We start from the raw sequence: 22,162 nt of genomic DNA on the forward strand, positions 1-22,162 counted from the left end.
CTTAATACTGATCACTTCGTACTAGGTAAAGTGAAAATTCCGGATACCTTTTCCTGCAATTCCGGTATCACCTGCTGTTCAAACCAAGGGTTTTTGCTCAACCAAAACCGATTGCGTGGTGATGGATGCGGAAGCGGAAAGTATCGCGGCAAATAGTTTTGATAGGCCCTGACGGTTTCGGTCAGGTTTTTTTCCTTTTGTTTTCCCAGGTAATAGTTTTGGGCATAGGTGCCGATAAGCACTATAAATTCGATGTTTGGCATCTTTTCCCATAGGGCATCATGCCACAGGGGGGCGCATTCCGTTCTTGGCGGAAGATCGCCACCCTTGCCTTTTCCCGGATAACAAAATCCCATAGGGACGAGAGCGATTTTACGTTCATCATAAAACGTTTCATCGGAAACCCCGAGCCATTTTCGAAGTTGCCTTCCACTGGGGTCGTCCCAAGGAATTCCCGTTTCATGGACTTTGGTACCCGGAGCCTGACCGATGATAATGATCTTGGCATCGGGGTGTGCCGCAACGATGGGCCTTGGCCCCAATGGGAGGTGTGCGGAACACACGGTACAGTCCCGGATATTTGCAAGAAGGGTTTTCATGATAACTCCGTTGGTTTAGCGATTACGGTTACATAGGAACACCGCCCATTTATTGATACACATCAATAGTTAGGACAACGAAAGCTACGAATTTTGTATCATAACCTTTTAAAACATTCTTATGGCGGCGTTATTCATCAGTGCGGAAGATCAGATACAACGGTTGAACACACTTCATAATCGGTTGATGCAGTTGCAATCATTACCGATACGGCAACTGGTTGCGCCGAGTGGTCCAAAGGCCTGGAGTATTATAGAAATTGTAGCGCACCTCAATAGCTCCTATAGCCTGTATAAGCATAGATTGGATCAAGCCGTAACACAGTGTCCGGCAAAGGATACGGAAAACGAACGGTTTAAGGCCCGCGCCTGGCAGCGTTTTGTTATCAACGGACAACGGCCCAAAGGAAATGTGCGCAAATGGAAAATGAAGACCTTAAAGCGGTTTGAGCCGTTGTTGGACGTACAAAAGTTGACCGAGACGGACATGGATACCATTTTTAATACTTGGGAAACGGACTATCACCATTTAAAAAACACCATTTCAAACAGTAGAAGCCTGGACCTCTCCAAAGTGAAGATCGCTTCTGCGATAGGACCCATCGTCAATTTTTATCTGCCGGAATGCTTTGAGTTTTTAATTTGTCATACCGAGTGGCATTGGGTACAAATATCCGAAACACTTGTCTTGTTCCCCAAAACCACCGTACACACCCAAGCGTTCCAGTGATAAACCTATTGCAATGTTTTTTGAAAAAAGGGCGCTGAGCGTGAAAAGAATTTCAATTGGCCATAAAAACCCTTAATTTTCGCTTAAACATCTAAAAGTTGAAACGGATAATACCATTTTTAATGGGTAATGTCAAGGTAGAAAGGGTATAACATGGTAAAAGCCCCTCAAATGGAAGACAGTGATTTTAAAAGGTTGCTCGGTTTTTTTCCCCAAGTACAGCTGACCGAAGAACAACGTACTACATTTCGAACGCTTTGGACCGTTCGCACTTACGCACGTTCGGAGTTTATTACGGAAGCAGGACAGACCGAACGGTATTTTTATTTTGCGTTACAGGGGGTCCAGGCCATTTACGTACTGAACGACCGAGGGGAAAAAGTGGTGCTGGGCTTTTCGTATTCCGGAAGCCCATCGGGAGTTTTTGACTCCTTTATTGCGCAGACGCCCTCCAATACTTTTTTAGAGGCCTTAAAACCTTCCAAACTACTGGCGATTTCTTTGAGGGACTATCAATCGTTGTTTCAATTATTTCCGGGCTTTGATTGTTGGGGGCATCATTTTTTTAGGGATATGCTTTTTGGAAGGTTGTTCCGCGAAGTAGAATTGCTAACGCTTTCTGCCGAAGCACGGTACACTACTTTTTTGAAACGTTGCCCAGCCGAGTTAAAAGTAATTCCGCAAAAATACTTGGCCTCTTACCTGAACATGAAACCCGAAACCTTCAGTAGGCTGCGGTCTTCCGTGCGTTAGAAAATGAAATTAAGATGGGTTCCATGTTTCCCTATCCTTGAACAATATGGGAAAACGCTATTTTTTTCCACCGATGACCAACACAATTTCGCCCTTGGGAGCTTTAGCGGTATAGTGTTCCAATACCGATGCCGCCGTTCCGCGAACCGTTTCCTCGTACAATTTGGTCAGTTCCCTCGATACCGATACCGGCCGGTCTTCCCCGAAAAAGGATACCAATTGGGAGAGGGTCTTCAGCAGTTTATGGGGCGATTCATATAAAATGATGGTACGGGGTTCTTCCGCCAACAACTGCAAGCGTGTTTGACGTCCTTTTTTTATGGGAAGGAACCCTTCGAATACAAACCTGTCGTTCGGCAGGCCACTGTTTACCAAGGCGGGCACAAAGGCGGTTGCACCGGGCAAACATGCTACGGGAACGTCCTGTGCAACGCAGGCACGGGTCAATAAAAACCCTGGATCGGATATGGCCGGAGTACCCGCATCGGAAATCAACGCCATCGTTTGCCCAGCCTTTAGGCGTTCCACCAAAGTGTCAACGGTTTTGTGCTCGTTATGCATGTGGTGGGACTGCATGGGCGTGCCAATATCGAAATGTTGTAATAGTTTTCCACTGGTACGGGTATCCTCGGCAAGGATAACATCCACTTCTTTGAGCACGCGTACCGCCCTAAAGGTCATGTCCTCCAAATTGCCGATCGGCGTGGGTACCAAATAAAGTTTGCCCATAATTTCAAATTTCGTCAAAAATAGCCTTTTCGCCCGTATGGTCCCGAGTTAATACGGACCTACGATACCCTCAATCGGCTGATATTCCTTTCCGAGGGCGTACTTTTTTTTCAAAGAAGTAAGAGACCAAAGTGGCGGTCAGCGCTAGCAAAGCGAACGTATAACCCGCGCCGTCGGTAAGGTAATGGGCGAAAAAAGCCAAAATGGTATCAAAAAAGAAACCGGCATAGGCCCATTCCTTCAACCAGCTGGAAAAACTCCCCCATACGGCGATCAAGCCCAAAATTTTGGCTGTGGCCAGTGGGTATACCAAATAAGTCGGGTAGTTGAAATGTTCAAAAAAACCAACGATCATATCGTATTTGGTAAAGTAATTGAACACGGAAAAAAACATAATGGCCGTAAGTACGCCCGTGGCGATGTAAAAAACGATTTTGTTGCCGTTCATAGTCGGTGCTGTAGTTATACCATTTCTGGCATTAAAATAGTTAGCTTAAACCAAAAAGCGCGGAAACATAGACTTTATCGGGCTTTTTTAATTCGAAGTGATTGAAGTACATTACGGTTGTATGGTCCGGACTTTATGAAAATTTACGTTCGATGAGCTGCATAAAGCGCTCCTCGTATTCCTCTTTTCCGACCCAGTTCTTATGGTCCGGTTTTACCATGTTCTTGATAAAGGAAACCGAGCGTTCGTGGGAATCAATGGTCTTTAGCTGTGAAAGTACCCTGTTGTAATCTTCCGTACTTCCGTCGAACAAATGTTTTACAAAGGCCAAACGATTGTTGAGGTCGATTTTTAACTCTTTGGTGTTCAGTTTATCGTTCAAGGATTTTGGTGTGGCCTGCTGTGGGGAACTATCCGTTTGTGTTTCTTGCTGCGGTACAAACAGTTCTTTATCGTTCTTAAGGTAATCGGGTTTGTTCAAAAACTCTGACAATACTTCGTCCACTGCCGCCTCATTGGGCATTTCCGAAACCATATCCTTAATGGTGTCCATGCCTGGAGTCATAATGTCTTCCTGATGTGGGTTGCTTTCGGGTACGGAGGCATTGGCATTGAGAACGGCATTCGCCATTTTCTCGAACTTTTCGGCAATGATGTTTTTGGACACGTCGATCTCAATATCCTGTAACTTCTCCTCGATGAATTTCAACACCGCCAATTTTTCGTACAGCGCCCTCGTCGATTCGTACAGGTCCGAAATTTCATTGAGGTCTCTGGCGGTAATAATATCCGTAGCTAATTTTCGAAGTTCTTCCTTTAATTTACGTTTCATCCCGCTTTCTTTAATTTCTGACCAAAAGGTGTACCTTTTTGGTTAATTTTATCCTCCCTAACAGTAGAACGGAAAAACGTTCTATTTTCGTCTAAAATTACAAAATGTTTCTTGAAAATACGGTGAACCATAAGGAACAATTCGGGTGGATCGAAGTGATCTCCGGGTCCATGTTCTCTGGGAAGACCGAAGAATTGATCCGTCGGTTGAAACGGGCACAGTTCGCCAAACAAAAGGTGGAGATTTTTAAGCCTATGGTAGATACGCGATATCATGATGATATGGTGGTCTCCCATGATGCCAACGAAATACGGTCTACTCCTGTACCCGCGGCCGCCAACATACGGCTTTTGGCAGATGGTTGCCACGTGGTGGGCATTGACGAGGCACAATTTTTTGATAACGAGATCATAACCGTTTGCAACGATTTGGCGAACAAGGGGGTACGTGTGGTCGTGGCCGGATTGGATATGGATTTCAAGGGCAACCCTTTTGGACCGATGCCCGCATTGATGGCGACCGCAGAATATGTGACCAAGGTGCATGCCATTTGTACCCGCACAGGGAATTTGGCCAACTACAGTTTTCGAAAAGCAAATAACGATAAGTTGGTGATGCTGGGTGAAACCGATGCTTACGAACCCTTGAGCCGTGCGGCATACTACAAGGCCATGCTCAAGGAAAAAGTAAGCCAGATGGATGTAAATGCCGAAGAAGTCAGCAAAAAACAGGACCCAAATGGGTAAGGTGCAGGAAACGGTTTTAGAAATCGATTTGAGCGCCTTGGCGCACAACTATCGGTTATTAAGGGGGCGTATTCGGGAAAAGACCAAATTGTTGGCGGTGGTAAAAGCATTCGCTTACGGCAGTGATGCCGTAAAAGTAGCGCAAAAACTGGAGGCCTTGGGCGTGGATTATCTGGCCGTTGCCTATGTATCCGAAGGAGTGGTTTTGCGCGACGCTGGAATTCGGACACCTATTTTGGTACTGCACCCACAGATAGCCAATTTTGATAAGATCATCGAAAAATGTTTGGAACCCAGCCTGTATTCCGAAAGGGTGTTGAAAGCCTTTTTGGCGACCGCTGAAAAACACGGTCAAAAACAGTATCCGATACACCTAAAGTTCAACACCGGATTAAATCGCCTGGGTTTTTCGGAAGCCGAAATCCCATTGATCGCAAAGGAGATGAAGAACAATAGGGCGGTCAAGGCCATTGCCGTTTTTTCCCATTTGGCCGCTTCGGAAGACGACGGGGAACGATCGTTTACACAACAGCAACTAAACCGTTTTGAGGGGATCGCTGCCAAGATCGATTTGGAAATCGGATATCGGCCCTTTCGTCACGTATTGAACACCTCGGGAATATTGAACTATCCCCAGGCCCAGTTCCATATGGTACGCAGCGGTATAGGGCTTTATGGTTTTGGGAACGATGCCAAAGTAGATGCTCAACTACGCCCCATAGCAAGCCTAAAGACGATAATTTCCCAAATACATACGCTAAAGGCCGGAGAGAGTGTAGGCTACAATAGGGCATTCATAGCAGGGGAGAATTGTAAAATTGCAACGCTGCCCTTAGGGCATGCCGATGGAATAGGACGCATTTATGGTGGTGGTACCACTCAGGTACTGTTGCACGACACGGCTGTATACATTGTGGGAAACGTTTGTATGGACATGATTATGATAGATGTTACCGAAATCGATTGTTCAGAAGGGGACGAGGTAACGGTTTTTGGCAATGGCATTACGGCCACGACATTTGCCGAAACGGCACATACTATTTCCTATGAATTGCTTACCGGGATATCACAAAGAGTAACCCGCCGATTTATAGGAGATTAAAATGTGTATTAACATTTTGTTGTGACACTTTTTTTTCAGTACATTGCGATACTATTAACCACTAAAAAACACTAATTATGCTTAAAGAATTTAAGAATTTTATCCTCACTGGAAACGTCATCGACTTCGCAGTGGCCGTAATTATGGCAGGAGCGGTAGGCCTTGTCGTTAACGGATTCGTAAATGACATCGTAATGCCGGTCGTAGGTCATTTTGCGGGCGGTGTGGATTTTGCGAACCTAAAAGTAATCCTTACCGAAGGGGTAGGTGTCGAAGGTGCTGAAGGATACGTCGCGGAAAATGCTATTCGTTGGGGTGCTTGGATCAACACTATAGTAAACTTATTGATTGTCGGTTTTGTGATGTTCCTAATCGTGAAGGCCTACAATAAATCAAAACCAGCTCCAGAACCAGAAGCACCGGCAGGACCTACACAGGAAGAACTGTTGGCAGAAATAAGGGACGCCCTTAAAAAGTAATTTTCCGTTGGCAGTGCCACGGATGCCGCTACACTACGAATTTTGAAAACCCCTGCCGAACGGTGGGGGTTCTTTTTTGGCCAAACCTAATTCGTTATATTTAAAACAAATTGTTTTATTTTTAAAAAATGTAAACGGAGCTCTTGTTCCCTATGCAACATTGAAGTACATTTACGCTCTAAAATTAGAATAATGAAAGTAGCAGTAGTAGGGGCCACCGGTATGGTCGGCGAAGTGATGTTGAAAGTTTTGGCGGAACGTAATTTTCCGATTACCGAGCTGCTGTTGGTAGCTTCCGAACGCAGCGTGGGGAAAACCTTGGCGTTCCAAGGAAAAGACCATACCATAATCGGGCTTTCGGATGCCGTGGAAGCAAAACCACATATCGCCATTTTTTCCGCCGGCGGGGATACCTCCTTGGAATGGGCCCCAAAATTTGCGGCGGTCGGCACTACCGTAGTGGATAATTCTTCCGCATGGCGCATGGACCCCACCAAAAAATTGATCGTGCCGGAAATCAACGCTCAAGAGCTGACCAAGGACGATAAGATCATTGCCAATCCCAATTGCTCTACCATTCAATTGGTAATGGCCTTGGCACCGCTCCATAACAAGTATACGATGAACAGGGTGATCGTTTCAACATACCAATCGGTGTCAGGAACGGGGGTCAAGGCCGTACGGCAACTGGAGAACGAAATAGCGGGTGTTGAGGGAGAAATGGCCTATCCGTACCCTATTAGTAGAAATGCACTTCCCCATTGTGATGTATTTCTTGAAAATGGTTATACCAAAGAAGAAATGAAACTGGCCCGTGAACCTCAGAAAATTTTGAACGACCGCACCTTCTCCGTATCCGCCACTGCGGTGCGCATACCCACTGCGGGAGGACATTCCGAATCGGTGAACGTGGAATTTGAAAACGATTTTGAACTGAACGATGTCCGCCGTCTTCTAAACGATACCCCGGGAGTTACCGTACAGGACAATCCCGATACCAATACGTATCCCATGCCCATTTACGCACATGATAAGGATGAGGTGTTCGTAGGCCGTATCCGCCGGGACGAAACAAGAAGGAATACCTTGAATATGTGGATCGTATCGGATAACCTTCGAAAGGGCGCGGCCACCAATGCCGTACAAATAGCCGAGTACCTCGTAAGCAATAATTTGGTAGGTTAGGTCGGGCGATGATCGGGCCTTGTACCAAGGCGAACGATTCATGCGAAAGGGCACCATGCATTTTCCAAGGGAATTCCAGCGGAAAAGGAGAACCTAGAACGGTGTTCAGGGTGCTGTTTTTTGTGCTTATTTTAAGAAAGATGATTATTAACTTGCAGCATGAAAAAATTAGTCGCCATCATGATTACCGGTACTACAATGTTCATAGGTACCGCACAATCCGAAAAACAACAACTATCAGTGAAATACCCAACTACCGCAAAGATCGGGATGGTCGAAACTTACTTTGGAACGCAGGTGGAAGACCCCTACCGTTGGTTGGAGGACGACCGCAGCGAGGATACCGAAAAGTGGGTCCGCAGACAGAACAATACCACTTTTCAATATTTGGATGGTATTCCTTTCAGGAGTCAACTCAAAAACCGCTTGGAAGCCTTATGGAATTATGAAAAAATAGGGGCCCCTTTTAAAGAAGGCCCGTATACCTATTTTTACAAGAACGATGGCCTTCAGAACCAATATGTAGTGTACCGCAAGAAGGATGGCGGTAAAGCGGAGATATTTTTGGACCCCAATACCTTCTCCGAAGATGGCACTACCTCGTTGGCGGGCCTCCGTTTTACCAAGGATGGTTCGCTGGCGACCTACCTGATCTCCGAGGGCGGTAGTGACTGGCGTAAGGGAATCGTAGTGGACACCAAAACCATGGAAATTGTTGAGGATACCTTGGTCGATATCAAATTCAGCGGTATCGCTTGGAAGGGAAACGAAGGGTTCTACTACTCCAGCTACGATAAACCCGAGGGAAGTGAATTGTCCGCAAAAACCGATCAACACAAGGTCTACTATCACAAGCTGGGCACCTCCCAAAAGGAGGATAAGGTCATATTTGGTGGTACTGACGAAGAGAAGCATCGGTATAGCCAAGCGTACTTAACGGAAGACGAGCAATACTTGGTCGTTTCGGCTTCGGTCTCTACCTCCGGGAACAAGCTGTTCATTAAGGATTTAAGTCGTTCGGACGCCCCTTTAGTACCGATCTTGACCGATACCGATTCCGATAGTTACATTATTGAGAACGTTGGTTCCAAGCTTTATATCGTTACCAACAGGAACGCACCGAACAAAAAAGTAGTTACCGTGGATGCCAGCGCACCCGAACCTGAAAATTGGGTGGATTTTATACCGGAAACCGAAAACGTACTGAGCCCGAGTACCGGGGGTGGTTATTTTTTTGCAGAATATATGGTCGATGCCGTATCCAAAGTATTTCAATACGATTATGACGGAAAACGCATACGTGAGGTAGCCTTGCCCGGGGTAGGTACCGCAAGCGGTTTTGGAGGTAAAAAGGAGGATAAGGAGTTTTATTTCTCGTTTACCAACTATGTTACCCCGGGATCATCGTTCAAATACAATGTGGAAACGGGAACGTATGAGCGCTATTGGAAACCGGAAATTGATTTTGACCCTGCCGATTACGAATCGAACCAAGTTTTTTACACCACAAAGGACGGTACAAAAGTACCGATGATCATCACCCATAAAAAGGGATTGAAACGTGACGGTACTAATCCTACCATACTCTACGGTTATGGGGGATTCAACGTTAGCCTTACCCCATCGTTCAGTATCGTAAACGCCGTTTGGATGGAACAAGGGGGCGTTTATGCGGTTCCCAACATTAGGGGGGGTGGTGAATATGGTAAAAAATGGCACGAGGCCGGCATCAAAATGAAAAAACAGAATGTGTTTGACGATTTTATAGCGGCTGCCGAATACTTGATTGCGGAAGGCTACACTTCTTCGGACTATTTGGCCGTACGTGGCGGTTCCAATGGCGGATTGTTGGTAGGCGCTACCATGACCCAACGTCCCGACCTGATGAAAGTGGCATTGCCCGCGGTGGGTGTGTTGGACATGCTTCGCTATCATACCTTTACCGCCGGCGCCGGATGGGCCTATGATTATGGTACCGTGGAGGACAATAAGGAAATGTTCGAATACCTTAAAGGGTATTCGCCCGTACATAACGTAAAGGAAGGCGTGTCTTATCCCGCCACATTGATTACCACCGGCGATCACGATGATCGGGTAGTGCCGGCACATAGCTTTAAATTCGCGGCAGAATTACAGGCAAAACAGACGGGCGCGAACCCTACCCTGATCCGGATCGAAACCAATGCCGGACATGGGGCGGGCACTCCGGTAAGCAAAACGATCGAGCAATACGCGGATATTTTTGGCTTTACCCTATTCAATATGGGATTCAAGGAACTCCCGAACGCCCTTTTAACAGAAAAAATTAAAGATTAAATAATTACCGTTAGCAATCAATATTGTACCGGAAAATCCGTTTTATTTAAAGACGGATTTTTTTATACCATTTCTGATATTAAATTACGCAAATAAAAACCAGGGATTTTTTGGGTAGGCGAAAAATAAAATCCAAGCATAGCAGTAGCTATGGCTCGATTTTATTTTACAGCATATACGGAAAAGAACAATTTTTAAAGGGTTATCTAATCTAACATCAGAAATGGTATTATTGAACAACGAGTTCCTATATGCTGCACATTGACCATGTTTCGTTCGCTTATGACGATGTTCCCATTTTGGAGAACATTAACCTTAAAGTCGCCAAAGGAGAACATATCGCAATAATCGGGGAGAGCGGTTGCGGTAAAAGCACCCTTTTAAAAATTATTTACGGATTGTTGCACGTAAAGATCGGCGAGGTGTACTGGGATGAAAATCAAGTATTGGGCCCCCTATACAATTTGGTTCCGGGAGAGTCGTATATGAAGTACCTTTCGCAAGACTTCGATCTAATGCCCTATACCACGGTAGAAGAAAACGTAAGCCAATATTTATCGGTCTTCGACATCCCCGAAATGCAACGGCGTACCCAAACGCTTTTGGAAATGATCGAAATGACCGACTACGCCCAGACCAAGGTAAGAAACTTGAGCGGGGGCCAGCAGCAACGGGTGGCCTTGGCGCGCGTATTGGCCCAGGAACCGGAAGTGCTTTTATTGGACGAACCCTTTGGCCATATCGATAATTTTCAGCGAAACAGCCTAAGGCGCAATCTGTTCGGATATCTAAGGGAAAAGGAAATTACGGTATTGACGGCCACGCACGATCATCAGGACATGCTCCCCTTCGCTGATCGGGTAGTGGTGCTGAAAGATCAAAAAATCATCGCAAAGGACACTCCAAAAAACCTATACGAACGCCCCAAGGACCTTTATGTGGCCTCGCTTTTCGGGGAAGCGAACAAAATCCCCATCAATATCGTAAAAACCTATGCCGATACCAAAAGACGTATTATCGTATATGCGCATGAGTTTAAGGTCTCCCAAAAATCTGGTCTGGAAGTTATCGTAAAAGGCTCATATTATATGGGAAGCCACTATATGATCGTAGGACTGTATGAAGGCCATAATGTGTACTTTAACCATCATAAGCCCATAGACAAAGGGGAGGAAGTTTTCCTGAACATTGCCTTGGAAACCATTAACCAACGCATGGTAGACCCTTGAGCGTAAGCGAACCCTAGTACAAAGCCATCAATGTGAACCGGGAACAACTCCTAAGCGAACTAGAATTTAAGGCGGCCCGCAGCAGTGGTGCCGGAGGCCAACATGTAAACAAGGTGGCCACCAAAATACTGTTGCTTTTTTCTGTTGCGAACTCCTTGGCGCTATCGGAATCCGAAAAAGCCATGCTTTTGGAAAAGCTTTCGCAGCGCGTCAATAAGGAGGGCAATCTTATATTGCAATGTGACGAGACCCGAAGCCAATTCCGCAACAAGGCATTGGCCATAGCGCGTTTTCTAGCGTTGGTGGATACGTCCTTGTGCCCGGTGAAGAAACGAAAGAAAACCAGGCCTTCCAAAGCTGCGGACCGTAAACGTTTGGAAGCAAAAAAGAAAAAGAGCCAAAAAAAGGCTTCACGGGGCAAGATCGATCTTGATCGCGGTTAAAAAACCTCCAATACCTGAATGTTCCGCCCATTTATGACTACGGTGTCGCCTTTGGTACTGCCGAGCAAAATTTTACCTATTGGTGTGGCCAACGATATGCAATAGGTACCGGTGCCCGAAATATGGGTTTCTCCCGCGGAAATGGCCAAAAAGTAGTTCCCTTTTGAAGTGTGCACCCAACTTCCCAGACCAATGCTATTCGTGTTTTTATGCAAGGGAACTTTAAGCAAAAGTTGTTTTTGTTTTTCCGCTTCGGCCAATTGGGTTCCCAATTTTTCCCTCTCCAGTTGCACCATGGCGCGGCCGGTCTCATGTTTGTCACCGGCACTGCTCTTGGTTTCCGATCGCAACGATTCCTGCAGGGCGGTAATACCTTTTTCAATTCTGTTGATGCGCTCCGTTATAAAGGCATTGCAAAAATTGTATAAGTGTTGTTTGGGGTCCATAGCGATGTTTTGTTTTCAGCATATAACGGTTCAAAAATAGGGTATGCAACTGGTATTATACGATACTTACAAATGTGGCTATAGCAGATCGCTTAACTCCTTACCGATGGAACTTCCTATGGCAATACCCATTCCTCCCAAACGTACGCCACAGAAAATATTGTCCGAGATGGCCTTTACGATAGGCTTTTTTTGCGGGCCGACACCCATAATACCGCTCCAGCGGTGCTCGATTTCAAATGGCGTTCCCGGCAGTATGGTCGTTTTTAAAAGCTGTTCCAAGCGTTGTTGTATTTGATCGGTTTCGCCAAGGGCAAAGGTGGTCTCGCCCTTAAAATTCAAATTTCTTCCACCGCCCAAAAGTATGCTATTGCCGACATTGCGGAAGTAGTAATACCCTTGATCCAAATGAAATGTTCCCTTAATGTGGAGTGGTGCAATAGGTTTGGTGATCAGAATTTGGGCACGTGCGGGTCGTACGGGTTCTTGTATCAAATGGGTGGCAAATCCGTTGGTGGCAATAAACAGTTTACGGGTATCGAACTCGAACCGATCGGTCTGGACCGCTACAGCGGCCTTTTTTTCCGAAAAATGCGTAACATTTACACCGTTGAGGATGGTAATGTCGCTTTTCAAGACTTTTTGTACCAATGCCCGCATCATTTTACCGGTATCGATCTGGGATTCGTGTGAATTGGTAATGTATGTTGGCAGTATATTTTTAAACCCAAAACTATTGGAATGTTCCCTAAATCCCGCTTTTCCAAAAATGGGTTCCGTTAGCGCGTTGATATACGGAAGCTGTTCCGAGCATTTTTGGTACAAGGCCGGGTTTTCGGAAATGAAAAGTTCGTGACCGCCATAATTTTGATAGTCGATTTCGGTGTCGCCCAAGGTATTGCGCAGTAGGGCAATACCGTTATACCGTTGCCGTATTAAGCGCTGTACTTCTTCCTCGCTATGGTGTTCTAGGTCCGACAATATTTCGGAGATGCTGCCAAAACACGCAAAACCAGCATTTTTGGTACTCGCGCCCTGTGGTAAAATCCCTTTTTCGAGTACGATTATTTTGGCTTTGGGATAACGGAGCCGAAGTTGAAGGGCACAGCTGAGCCCTACGATACCACTTCCGACAATGGTGAAATCAATGTTGGCAAGCCAGGTGTTGTATTCCCAGTAGCTGAGGTTCATGTCACCAAAGTACAAAGAATACCATTTTAACTTTGAAATCGGGCGTATAGAAATTGAATTATTTTTTAGTTGTTCGAGGCAAAAAGCCTGTCCCCGGCTTGACCGGGGATCTAAGCATAGCCCCGAAACTTCGGGGCTACGGTTACATTTAAAAATGTAGCGCAGCACCATATTTTGAAGTAGCTGGAAGCTGTAATAGATTTTCTAATGCATAAAGCGGGTTAAAATGGTATAATATCATCGTAAGTTCCAAAATTCGGGTCTTGGGAATTGCTATTACTTTTCGGGGAGGCTATCCGTCTTTTTGGTAAAGGCCAATTGCGAAATTATGTTGATTCCGGGTTCGTTCCCGGTAACATGGCCGTTGATGATGATTTCGTTATCGTTCCCCTGGGTGGCCGATAAACGAAGTTGTTTTAAGGGATCTAGGAACGCTTTCCACTGCGGTACGGTAACGATTTCCTGAAGTTTTTTAAAATCGATGTTACAGTCGAAAAAGGTAGTCCGAATTTGCTCCTGGGTTTTTGCGATACCTTCAAAAGTATCAAAACTGGTATTCATGGCATCCTCCTTTGCATACAGTTGGTAAAGGGGAAATGGCTCAAAAATCTGCTTTGGGCCTAAGCTCTCCTGCGCTTCCAGGTACTCCAATAAACTTTCGTTCGCCGCTCCCAAGTTCATATGAATTCTGGGAACGGTTTTGGTCTGCAAGGTCTTTTGGGCGACTTTTTCAAAATTATCATCATAGGTATAAGATATGATGGTATCCGTTTGGGTGGTGTTGCCGTTTACGGATATGCTGAAAAAACCATTGGTACGGTCCATCAGTTCCGATATTTGGAGGTTGTTTTTCTCGAAAAACGAAAATGATCCGAGCGCGGTGATCAGGGTATTTTTGTTGTCCTGTTGCTCAAAATTACCGTCATAATATAGTTGTAGGGCAGCTTCCGGCTCGAGTTCAACGCTTATCTCTTTTTGATACTGTTGCGGTTTTTCGGTAAAAACCTGTCCTTCAATAGTGGCGTTACCATCTTCGAAAAAGAGGTCTACGGCGCCATTTTCAGTGGCAAAAACTATATGGCCGTCGCCGTCGTCTACCGCAGCGAGCAGCGGATGATCGCTGTCGGAAATGGTCGATTCTTGCTCCAGAACATCCGAAAAAATTGGGAATAGGTCGCTAGCGGAAATTGCGGTGGAAAACGCGAACACCACTTGATCTGTGCTCCATGCCAAGGCCATTTTTCTTTTGGGCAACAGCGCATACTGGTAGCCGTCCTTTTTTTCAAGCACTTTTTCCGCTGTTTGAAGTTCCTTTGCGAGGTACTGCTCAAATTCCTGGGAATCGTCGATGTCGAGGGTACCAAAAACGGTATTCTCAACGGAAGGAAGGGTATACAACAGCAAATTATAAGGCTGTAGGTCTATGCCCTTACCACCGATACTATCCTTTTCCTCATCCGAATCGGAAAACTGAATTTGATCATAATAGTATTTTGGTGCGCTAAGGGCATCCAAAACCAAAGTCTCCTTTATGTCATGAATGCCGATTTTGATAACGGCGTTGGCGTTCACATGTACTTTTCCCAAAAGGGAAGAAGTATTTTTAAACTGTTTGTATCCCCAATAGCCGATGCACAGGGCCAAAACACAAACCAAAATAAGGTGTCCCCTTTTTTTCATACCAATTCCGGTAGGGTTAGTCCATAAGGGAATCGATCATGTTGATGAAGTAGGCAAAACTGTTGTTGTGCCCTTCTTCCGGCGTATTCCATATCATTTCGCCCTCCATGCTGGTTCCCTTTATTTTTTCAAAATTGAAATACACGTCTTCCGTATTGGCGGTCAGGAAAGCAACCTTGTCCCGCAATTCCCTTGGAAACGATTCCGCTGGAATCTCCGAAATTATTTTCTTTCCATTGACGAACATGCTGGTAACATTCTTTTTCATATTCTTTTTATGGGTGCCGGAAAGCTTTGACACAAAGGTGCCGTTTCCAATGGCCAGCATATCTTTTTTGGAACTCCCCATAAACACCGTATTGTCCTTGAACATTACGTAAAGGTCAAAGGGGGATGCGTTCGGCATGTCTGTAATTTGGTAAATGCCGCCAATGGCCTTTAACTCGTTTTCACGAATACCGATACGTACCAATCGATCAAAAATCCCTTTTTTCTCGGAAGAGAACATGAACATAAAATCGGGAACGGTTTCCGTTTTGGTTTTTTCCACCTCTTTATAGTTGTATTCTTCATCGTACTCATAGTCCGTATAGGTGACCTCCCTTTCCGACAGGTCGTTCAATACCAACAGCATGTCGCCACGAATGATTTCGCCCGCCGCTTCTTCATCGATTAAGGTGCTGAACAGGTCCGTACCCAAACTGACGGCATCCGCATAGTTTTCGCCCTTACTGTTATTGAACACCATATCCATAAGCTGGGGATATGCGGTCAGGAGCCCTTCCGTACTCATGTTTAACGACCAATATCCCAACAGGCGGTCTTCGTTAATGTATTTGGTAAAGTTCGGATTGAATTTGCCGGAATACATTGGCTTATAGATATCGGCCAGTTCCCTGTTCATTTGATACTTGGTCTTTAGCGACGCATGGTCTTTTTCAAAGTTGAGTCGGGCAGTGATGGAAAAACCGTTGTACAGCTTGTCGATACCCATAAAGTCGTAAGGGTTAACCATTCCACCATAATACGCGCCCATAACCATATCTTGATAGATCCGCCCAAAATCGTTTACCCATGCTACGGCTTCGTCCTGCCCGTTACCGATGCTCTGTACATAGGCGGTATTTTTTAGAATGTTGCCGTTGGTGTGGTTCCCTGCCATTATCACCTTCGCTTTATCCAAGGTACGGTTTGCCTGTGCCTCTCGTTCTTTTTTACGTTTGGCTTCGCGCGCCAAACGTTTTTTCTCGCGTTCCTCTTGCTCTTTTTTGTAGGCCTCGCTATTGTAATAGTCGTCGTAATCAGGGGTCGCGGGTTCAACGGATTCGATAACCGTTTCCTCGATGTCGATGATGGTTTCTTCGATTACCTCTTCTGCTGCCGATTCAACCGATTCCTTGGCATCTTCTACTGCTTCGGCCGCTATCTCCACTTCTTCGGCGCCCTCGCTGACACCTTCTTCCACGGTTATCGCCATTTCTTCCGTCGCCAATGGTACATCGTATCCGTAGTCATCATAATAACTGTAGTCGTTTTTGGTACTTTCCGAAATGAGTACCAACATGGCATTTTCGTTCCAAAGAATAACGGAGCCATCATAATCATCTTGGATATACGAAATACTGCCCTCGGTTACCATGTCCTCCTTTTGGCGTTCCCCTAAAAGGCTTAGGACTCCATTTGAGTTTTTCAGGGGTATCAAAAAACAATTGTTGAATACGCCTTCTTTTGCTTCCAAAAAGTAATAGAAATTATTGTTCAGGTCCAATCCCAGTTGTTCGAGGTTGTTCACTTGGCCGTCGGTTTCCCTGCCCAACTCCTTGCCCAGCATTTGGCCTAATCGTGAATTGGAAAATTCGGATACGGATACTAAATCCAGCATGCGTTTTCCTTTTATGGCCACTACTGCTGTAGCGTTGGAGGGAATTTTGGAAACTAAATCCTGCGATTGTCCCAAGTAGGCAATACATAGGGTCGATAGTGCAACTACGAGTCTTTTCATTTGAATGGTTTAGGGTACTGGTGTTATTTTGATAGTTGAATTTTATTGGCCAAGCTTTGTTTTCCCATGATGAAGTCCATGGCACCCACTTTGAGCATCACGGCTTTTTTGTTGGGGGATACTTTGGCCTTGGTATTCGAAATGCTCGTTACCGGGTTTTCGAACCGGTATATTGCCGTTAAGCTGGCATCTTGGAATACTTTTTGATCTTCGCTTTTTAAATGGTTGAACGATTTCTTGATGCTATCATCATAGGTAAAGTAACGATGGAACGTTTTTTCGGAACTGTTGAAGGCAAAGTTTTTTGTGGAAAAATGGGTGCCTCCCTTTTTGTTCTGTTCGATGATCATGTCCTTAAAAATACCGTTTATCTGTTCCACATCCTTAAAATCGCAAGAAACGGTAAAAATGTAATTGTCAAAATCTTTCGTTTTTTTGATGTTGCCGATACCCTCGGTTTTTTCAAGATAATCGGTAACATCCTTCAGAAACAAGTTGATTTCATCTTCGGAAGGCACTTTGTGACCGTTGATGCTGTCCAGCATCATGATCGATGCCAGTTTTGTTTTGCTTTTACTCATATTGAAGGTCACCAACATGCTACCCGTACCGTCATTTTTGATATTGATTTCTTCAAGGATATCAAAGCAACTGGTGCAGCAGAGCGAATAAATGGCGAGCAAGCTGTAAAGCAAGGTTTTTTTAAGCATATTCTTGTATTGGAGGTATTATTCTTTAACTCTTTTTGGGAACTAAAATTGTACCAAAAAACGATTCGATTACAATTCCTTGGTAAAAGTAGTGGATAATGGGGTGAGCGGTACGCTGGAAAACCGTGAAACGGTTTCCCTGTTTATTGGGGGCGTGCATAAAAAAAGCCCTGAACAGTCAGGGCTTTTTAGTTCTGAAGTGGTTTAAACTTTTCACTTAAATGCGAAAAGTTTAAACCACTTCATTATTCGCTTTCCGCTTCCATCTCAAAATCCTCCATAAATTTGGTGGTATAGTTACCGGCCAAATAATCGGGGTGGTCCATTAACTGTCGGTGAAACGGTATTGTGGTCTTTATGCCTTCGATAACGAACTCGTCCAAGGCGCGCTTCATTTTATTGATGGCTTCCTCGCGTGTTTGTGCGGTGGTGATCAATTTTGCGATCATGGAATCGTAATTGGGGGGTATAATGTAGCCGCTGTAAACATGCGTATCCATCCGTATTCCATGTCCTCCTGGAATATGGAGCGTAGTGATCCTTCCCGGGGAAGGCCTGAAATTGTTGTAGGGGTCTTCCGCATTGATCCGGCACTCGATGGAATGCAGTTTGGGAATGTAGTTTTTTCCGGAAATGGGAACACCTCCAGCCACTAATATCTGTTCCCTGATCAGATCGTAATCGATAACTTGTTCCGTAATGGGATGTTCTACTTGAATACGGGTATTCATTTCCATAAAGTAGAAGTTACGGTGCTTGTCCACCAAAAATTCTACGGTTCCGGCACCTTCATATTTGATATATTCTGCCGCTTTAACCGCCGCTTTTCCCATATCTTCCCGCAGCTTGTCGGTCATGAACGGGGAAGGGGTCTCTTCCGTCAGCTTTTGGTGGCGCCGTTGTACCGAGCAATCACGTTCCGACAAGTGGCATGCTTTTCCATATTGGTCACCAACGACCTGAATTTCGATATGTCGCGGTTCTTCGATCAACTTTTCCATGTACATGCCCCCATTTCCGAACGATGCGGTGGCCTCTTGTACGGCGCTCTCGAAATGGCCTTCCATTTCTTCTTCGCCCCAAACGGCACGCATCCCTTTACCACCGCCACCGGCGGTCGCTTTGATCATCACGGGATACCCCATTTTTTTTGCTTCTTTTTTGGCATGTGCAAGGTCTTTTAGCAACCCTTCGGAACCAGGTACACAAGGTACGCCTGCTGCTTTCATCGTCGCTTTTGCCGTTGCTTTGTCCCCCATTTTATCGATTTGGTCGCCCGAAGCACCGATAAACTTAATGTCGTGCTCGGCACAGATCTTGGAGAACTTTGAATTTTCGGAAAGGAAGCCATACCCAGGGTGTATGGCATCGGCGTTGGTAATTTCCGCCGCTGCGATAATATTCGGTATCTTCAAATACGATTCGGTACTGGGGGCAGGCCCGATACAGACCGCTTCGTCGGCAAAGCGTACGTGAAGACTTTCTTCATCGGCCTTGGAGTATACCGCTACGGTCTTGATTCCCATTTCCTTACAGGTTCTGATGACGCGGAGTGCGATCTCACCTCTATTTGCTATCAATATTTTTTTGAACATAAGCGTATTGTATCAAATTCCATGCGTTCGGGAGCATTGCAAAACGATGTTGTATCGGTCATGCGCGCCAAACGTTACGGTATATTTTAGTTAAGAAGGGTCTACCAAGAACAACGGTTGGTCAAATTCTACCGGAGACGAATCATCTACCAATATTTTCACGATTTTACCGGATACTTCCGATTCGATATCGTTAAAGAGTTTCATCGCTTCGATTACGCAGAGTACATCGCCTTTCTCTATTTGTTTACCAACTTCCACAAAAGTGGGTTTGTCGGGAGAAGGCTTTCGGTAGAACGTACCGATTATAGGGGATTTGATGGTAATGTATTTTGAATCGTCGTCGGCTTCCGGTGCGGCCGGTGTTTTGGCAGGAGCGGCTTCTTGTTCTGCCGGTGCCGGAGCTACGCCCTGTGCAGCGGCAACGGGGATCTGTTGTACGTAGGTGGTTTCGGATCCGCCGCCGATTGGACCGGTCCTAATGGTAATTTTTACGTTGTCCGTTTCAAGTTTCACCTCTGAAGCCCCGGACTTCGCTACGAACTTAATAAGGTTTTGAATTTCTTTTAGATCCATGGAATTTGATTTTTAATGATCTGTAATTGCGCGTTTTGTTTGCTTTTATTAGATGAGCCTTGTTTTATTTTCGGCTATGATTCTTTTTAAAGGGTATACCATGTCAAAAACAAGATGACTCTCTTTTTTTGTTCCTTTATTTTACGCCTGTTGGTTGTAGGCCCACCTTAAATAAATGGCGCCCCAAGTAAAGCCTCCGCCAAAGGCGGCGAATACCAAATTGTCGCCTTTTTTTAATTTTTTCTCATAATCTGCCAACAACAAGGGCAGTGTTGCCGAGGTTGTATTCCCATAGTGCTGAATGTTCATCATCACCTTGGAATGGTCCAGATTTACCCTTTTTGCGGTAGCATCGATAATGCGTTTGTTCGCTTGGTGGGGTACCAACCAGTTTACGTCATCATGGGTAAGATCGTTCCGTTCCATAATACGTTCGGCGGCGTCGGCCATATTACTTACGGCAAATTTGAATACCGTTCTACCATCTTGATAAATATAGTGTTTTCCGTTTTTTACGGTTTCCTCGGAAGCGGGCATAAGCGATCCCCCGGCATCCATACTCAGGAAGGTTCTTCCGACACCATCGGATCTTAAGTATTGGTCCTGAAGTCCGAGCCCTTCATCGTTGGGTTCGAAAAGGGCGGCCCCGGCGCCATCGCCAAAAATGATACAGGTGGTACGATCGGTATAATCGATAATGGACGACATTTTGTCGGCCCCGATGAGCAATACTTTTTTATAATGCCCCGATGCAATGTGTGCCGCCGCGGTAGACATCCCATAAAGAAAACTGGAACAGGCGGCCAATAGGTCGTAGGCAAACGCATTGGTGGCCCCTATTTTTGAGGCGACAAAGGCTGCGGTAGAAGCCACTAGGGTGTCCGGTGTTGCCGTTGCCACGATTACCATATCGATTTCCGTAGGGTCCAGCTGTTTTTTTTCGAGCAGGTTTTCCACCGCTTTAATGGCAAGGTAGGAGCTGCCTTCCCCTTCTTCGGGCTTTAAGATCCTTCTTTCGCGAATTCCCGTTCGGGTGGTGATCCATTCATCGTTGGTTTCCACCATTTCTTCCAACATTTTGTTGGTCAACACGTATTTCGGTACATAGCCCCCCACAGCGGTTATGGCTGCTGTTATTTTACCCATACTTAGGAATTGGTTTAACGAACTTGTTCTGCGTTATCCTTTGCATCGTTACCTTCCTGTTTTTGCTTTTCGATCTTGCTTTGATGACAACCAAATAACGGCTGTATCTTTAAAAAGACCAATTGCGTAAAAGGCAACGCTTTCATTTCAAATGGAAACACAAGCGCGGTTCGACTCAAATTTGGCACAAAACTCGGGAAAATTAGTGATTTTTCAGCACTTTTTGTTTAAAAATGGGTTTTTTGAAAAGATTGTGCGTCACCGCATTTTGCAAGGTTCCCCTGAAAATTATGTTCGGATACTCCGAATAGGGTGCTGGCGGTTTTGTTGGATGGGACGCGGGTCGTTTTTAGTAACGGGATAGTATACCATTTTATCGTTAAAATGGTATTGCCATAAAAAAACTCCTGCCCTTTTAAAAAGGACAGGAGTTCTTTGGTAGTGTAGCAAACGTTTATGCCTCTACTTCCTCAGTTTTGTCGATCAATATTTGGCCTTTGTAGTACAATTTGCCTTCATGCCAGTGGGCACGGTGGAACAAATGCATTTCACCTGTGGTAGGGTCGGTAGCCAAAGTAGGGGCTACGGCCTTGTAATGGGTTCTTCTTTTATCCCTTCTAGTTTTCGATATTTTTCTCTTAGGATGTGCCATTGATCACTTATTTATCCGTTATTAACTTTTTTAATGCGTCCCATCTGGGATCGTTTTCTACTGTGTCGTCTTTTGATGCTGCCGGCCGTAATGCATTGAGCGTATCCAAGGCCTCCGATTTAAGGGTGCCATCGGCTACTCCGGGATGTACCCTTTTCAACGGTACCGCCAATACGAGCATTTCGTAAATGTATTGCGCTACGTTTACCTGATGTTCTCCATGCGGAATGATGAGTATTTCTTCATTGTCATCATTAAACTCCTCCCCGAACTTTACTACCAGATCCATGGTCGCGGAAATGGGAAGATCGAAGGGCTCGCTGGTAAGGTCGCAATTGACATTTACCGTGCCACCGGCATCGAAGGTCAATTCGAGCATAGTGCTCGACTTGTTCATCGTAACGTTTACCTTAACGTCGGCCGCATTAAACTCTTTATATTCAAAAGACTCAAAGAACGTATTGTCTATCTGAAATTCAAACGTGTGTTTTCCTTGCTTCAATCCTGAAAAAGGAATACGGTATTCCTTATGTTCCATCCTTAAATATACACTGGTTGAACTCGCTCCCATCC

Annotated in this window: 23 protein-coding genes; 9 read left to right on the forward strand and 14 right to left on the reverse strand. The window is 45.3% G+C overall.

What is annotated here, in order from left to right:
• Nucleotides 1-11 precede the first annotated feature (11 nt).
• Nucleotides 12-599, reverse strand: a complete 588-nt coding sequence (locus ACRD7P_RS18275; RefSeq protein ID WP_430909146.1) for a uracil-DNA glycosylase family protein — start codon at nt 597-599, stop codon at nt 12-14.
• A 121-nt stretch (nt 600-720) separates the two neighbouring features.
• Between ACRD7P_RS18275 and ACRD7P_RS18280 the strand changes: the two genes are divergently transcribed.
• Nucleotides 721-1,329, forward strand: a complete 609-nt coding sequence (locus ACRD7P_RS18280) for a hypothetical protein (RefSeq protein ID WP_430909147.1) — start codon at nt 721-723, stop codon at nt 1,327-1,329.
• Between the two features lie 171 nt (nt 1,330-1,500).
• Nucleotides 1,501-2,082 carry a Crp/Fnr family transcriptional regulator gene (locus tag ACRD7P_RS18285; protein ID WP_430909148.1) on the forward strand — a complete coding sequence of 194 codons (582 nt, stop codon included), beginning with the start codon at nt 1,501-1,503 and terminating at the stop codon, nt 2,080-2,082.
• A gap of 57 nt (nt 2,083-2,139) precedes the next feature.
• Here ACRD7P_RS18285 and rsmI read toward each other — a convergent pair whose 3' ends face one another.
• The 3 genes from rsmI to ACRD7P_RS18300 all read right to left on the reverse strand — a co-directional run bounded on the left by rsmI (nt 2,140) and on the right by ACRD7P_RS18300 (nt 4,091).
• Nucleotides 2,140-2,811, reverse strand: coding sequence for a 16S rRNA (cytidine(1402)-2'-O)-methyltransferase (gene rsmI / locus ACRD7P_RS18290; protein WP_430909149.1), 672 nt, complete (start codon nt 2,809-2,811; stop codon nt 2,140-2,142).
• 70 nt (nt 2,812-2,881) lie between these two features.
• Nucleotides 2,882-3,259: a DoxX family protein gene (locus tag ACRD7P_RS18295; protein ID WP_430909150.1), complete on the reverse strand. Its 378-nt coding sequence runs from the start codon at nt 3,257-3,259 to the stop codon at nt 2,882-2,884.
• 133 nt (nt 3,260-3,392) lie between these two features.
• The gene (locus ACRD7P_RS18300) at nt 3,393-4,091 is read right to left on the reverse strand and encodes a hypothetical protein (RefSeq protein WP_430909151.1); all 699 of its coding nucleotides are present in this window, start codon (nt 4,089-4,091) and stop codon (nt 3,393-3,395) included.
• 104 nt (nt 4,092-4,195) lie between these two features.
• Between ACRD7P_RS18300 and ACRD7P_RS18305 the strand changes: the two genes are divergently transcribed.
• From ACRD7P_RS18305 to arfB, 7 genes are all read left to right on the forward strand, one after another.
• On the forward strand, nt 4,196-4,837 hold the full coding sequence (locus tag ACRD7P_RS18305) for a thymidine kinase (RefSeq protein ID WP_430909152.1): 642 nt from the start codon (nt 4,196-4,198) through the stop codon (nt 4,835-4,837).
• A complete protein-coding gene (gene alr, locus ACRD7P_RS18310; RefSeq protein WP_430909153.1) occupies nt 4,830-5,939 on the forward strand; it encodes an alanine racemase in 1,110 nt (369 codons plus the stop codon). Before ACRD7P_RS18305 ends, alr begins: the two co-directional genes overlap by 8 nt.
• Before the next feature lie 77 nt (nt 5,940-6,016).
• Entirely contained in the window at nt 6,017-6,418 is a 402-nt protein-coding gene (mscL, locus tag ACRD7P_RS18315; protein ID WP_430909154.1) for a large conductance mechanosensitive channel protein MscL, read from the forward strand.
• Nucleotides 6,419-6,610: 192 nt separating this feature from the next.
• A complete protein-coding gene (locus tag ACRD7P_RS18320; RefSeq protein ID WP_430909156.1) occupies nt 6,611-7,603 on the forward strand; it encodes an aspartate-semialdehyde dehydrogenase in 993 nt (330 codons plus the stop codon).
• A 159-nt stretch (nt 7,604-7,762) separates the two neighbouring features.
• Nucleotides 7,763-9,919, forward strand: coding sequence for a prolyl oligopeptidase family serine peptidase (locus tag ACRD7P_RS18325; protein ID WP_430909157.1), 2,157 nt, complete (start codon nt 7,763-7,765; stop codon nt 9,917-9,919).
• A gap of 251 nt (nt 9,920-10,170) precedes the next feature.
• Nucleotides 10,171-11,148, forward strand: a complete 978-nt coding sequence (locus ACRD7P_RS18330) for an ABC transporter ATP-binding protein (protein ID WP_430909159.1) — start codon at nt 10,171-10,173, stop codon at nt 11,146-11,148.
• 32 nt (nt 11,149-11,180) lie between these two features.
• The gene (gene arfB, locus ACRD7P_RS18335; RefSeq protein WP_430909160.1) at nt 11,181-11,591 is read left to right on the forward strand and encodes an alternative ribosome rescue aminoacyl-tRNA hydrolase ArfB; all 411 of its coding nucleotides are present in this window, start codon (nt 11,181-11,183) and stop codon (nt 11,589-11,591) included.
• Here arfB and ACRD7P_RS18340 read toward each other — a convergent pair.
• From ACRD7P_RS18340 to ACRD7P_RS18385, 10 genes are all read right to left on the reverse strand, one after another.
• On the reverse strand, nt 11,588-12,037 hold the full coding sequence (locus ACRD7P_RS18340; protein ID WP_430909161.1) for a 3-oxoacyl-ACP synthase: 450 nt from the start codon (nt 12,035-12,037) through the stop codon (nt 11,588-11,590). The two genes, arfB and ACRD7P_RS18340, sit on opposite strands and share 4 nt — an antisense overlap.
• A gap of 78 nt (nt 12,038-12,115) precedes the next feature.
• The gene (locus tag ACRD7P_RS18345) at nt 12,116-13,228 is read right to left on the reverse strand and encodes an NAD(P)/FAD-dependent oxidoreductase (RefSeq protein ID WP_430909182.1); all 1,113 of its coding nucleotides are present in this window, start codon (nt 13,226-13,228) and stop codon (nt 12,116-12,118) included.
• A 276-nt stretch (nt 13,229-13,504) separates the two neighbouring features.
• Nucleotides 13,505-14,908 (reverse strand): hypothetical protein, encoded by a 1,404-nt coding sequence (locus ACRD7P_RS18350; protein ID WP_430909162.1) that lies wholly within the window; start codon nt 14,906-14,908, stop codon nt 13,505-13,507.
• Between the two features lie 16 nt (nt 14,909-14,924).
• Nucleotides 14,925-16,910: a DUF4836 family protein gene (locus ACRD7P_RS18355; protein WP_430909163.1), complete on the reverse strand. Its 1,986-nt coding sequence runs from the start codon at nt 16,908-16,910 to the stop codon at nt 14,925-14,927.
• Nucleotides 16,911-16,933: 23 nt separating this feature from the next.
• Nucleotides 16,934-17,620, reverse strand: a complete 687-nt coding sequence (locus ACRD7P_RS18360; protein WP_430909164.1) for a hypothetical protein — start codon at nt 17,618-17,620, stop codon at nt 16,934-16,936.
• Nucleotides 17,621-17,865: 245 nt separating this feature from the next.
• Entirely contained in the window at nt 17,866-19,215 is a 1,350-nt protein-coding gene (accC, locus tag ACRD7P_RS18365; protein WP_430909165.1) for an acetyl-CoA carboxylase biotin carboxylase subunit, read from the reverse strand.
• A 90-nt stretch (nt 19,216-19,305) separates the two neighbouring features.
• Entirely contained in the window at nt 19,306-19,791 is a 486-nt protein-coding gene (gene accB / locus ACRD7P_RS18370) for an acetyl-CoA carboxylase biotin carboxyl carrier protein (protein ID WP_430909166.1), read from the reverse strand.
• Between the two features lie 141 nt (nt 19,792-19,932).
• On the reverse strand, nt 19,933-20,937 hold the full coding sequence (locus tag ACRD7P_RS18375) for a beta-ketoacyl-ACP synthase III (protein WP_430909167.1): 1,005 nt from the start codon (nt 20,935-20,937) through the stop codon (nt 19,933-19,935).
• Between the two features lie 454 nt (nt 20,938-21,391).
• On the reverse strand, nt 21,392-21,589 hold the full coding sequence (gene rpmF / locus ACRD7P_RS18380; protein ID WP_430909168.1) for a 50S ribosomal protein L32: 198 nt from the start codon (nt 21,587-21,589) through the stop codon (nt 21,392-21,394).
• 7 nt (nt 21,590-21,596) lie between these two features.
• Nucleotides 21,597-22,127 carry a YceD family protein gene (locus tag ACRD7P_RS18385; RefSeq protein ID WP_430909169.1) on the reverse strand — a complete coding sequence of 177 codons (531 nt, stop codon included), beginning with the start codon at nt 22,125-22,127 and terminating at the stop codon, nt 21,597-21,599.
• Between the last annotated feature and the right edge of the window lie 35 nt (nt 22,128-22,162).

Origin of the sequence: Maribacter sp. 2-571, from assembly GCF_050589625.1 — a bacterium.
In the GTDB taxonomy this organism is placed as follows: domain Bacteria; phylum Bacteroidota; class Bacteroidia; order Flavobacteriales; family Flavobacteriaceae; genus Pelagihabitans.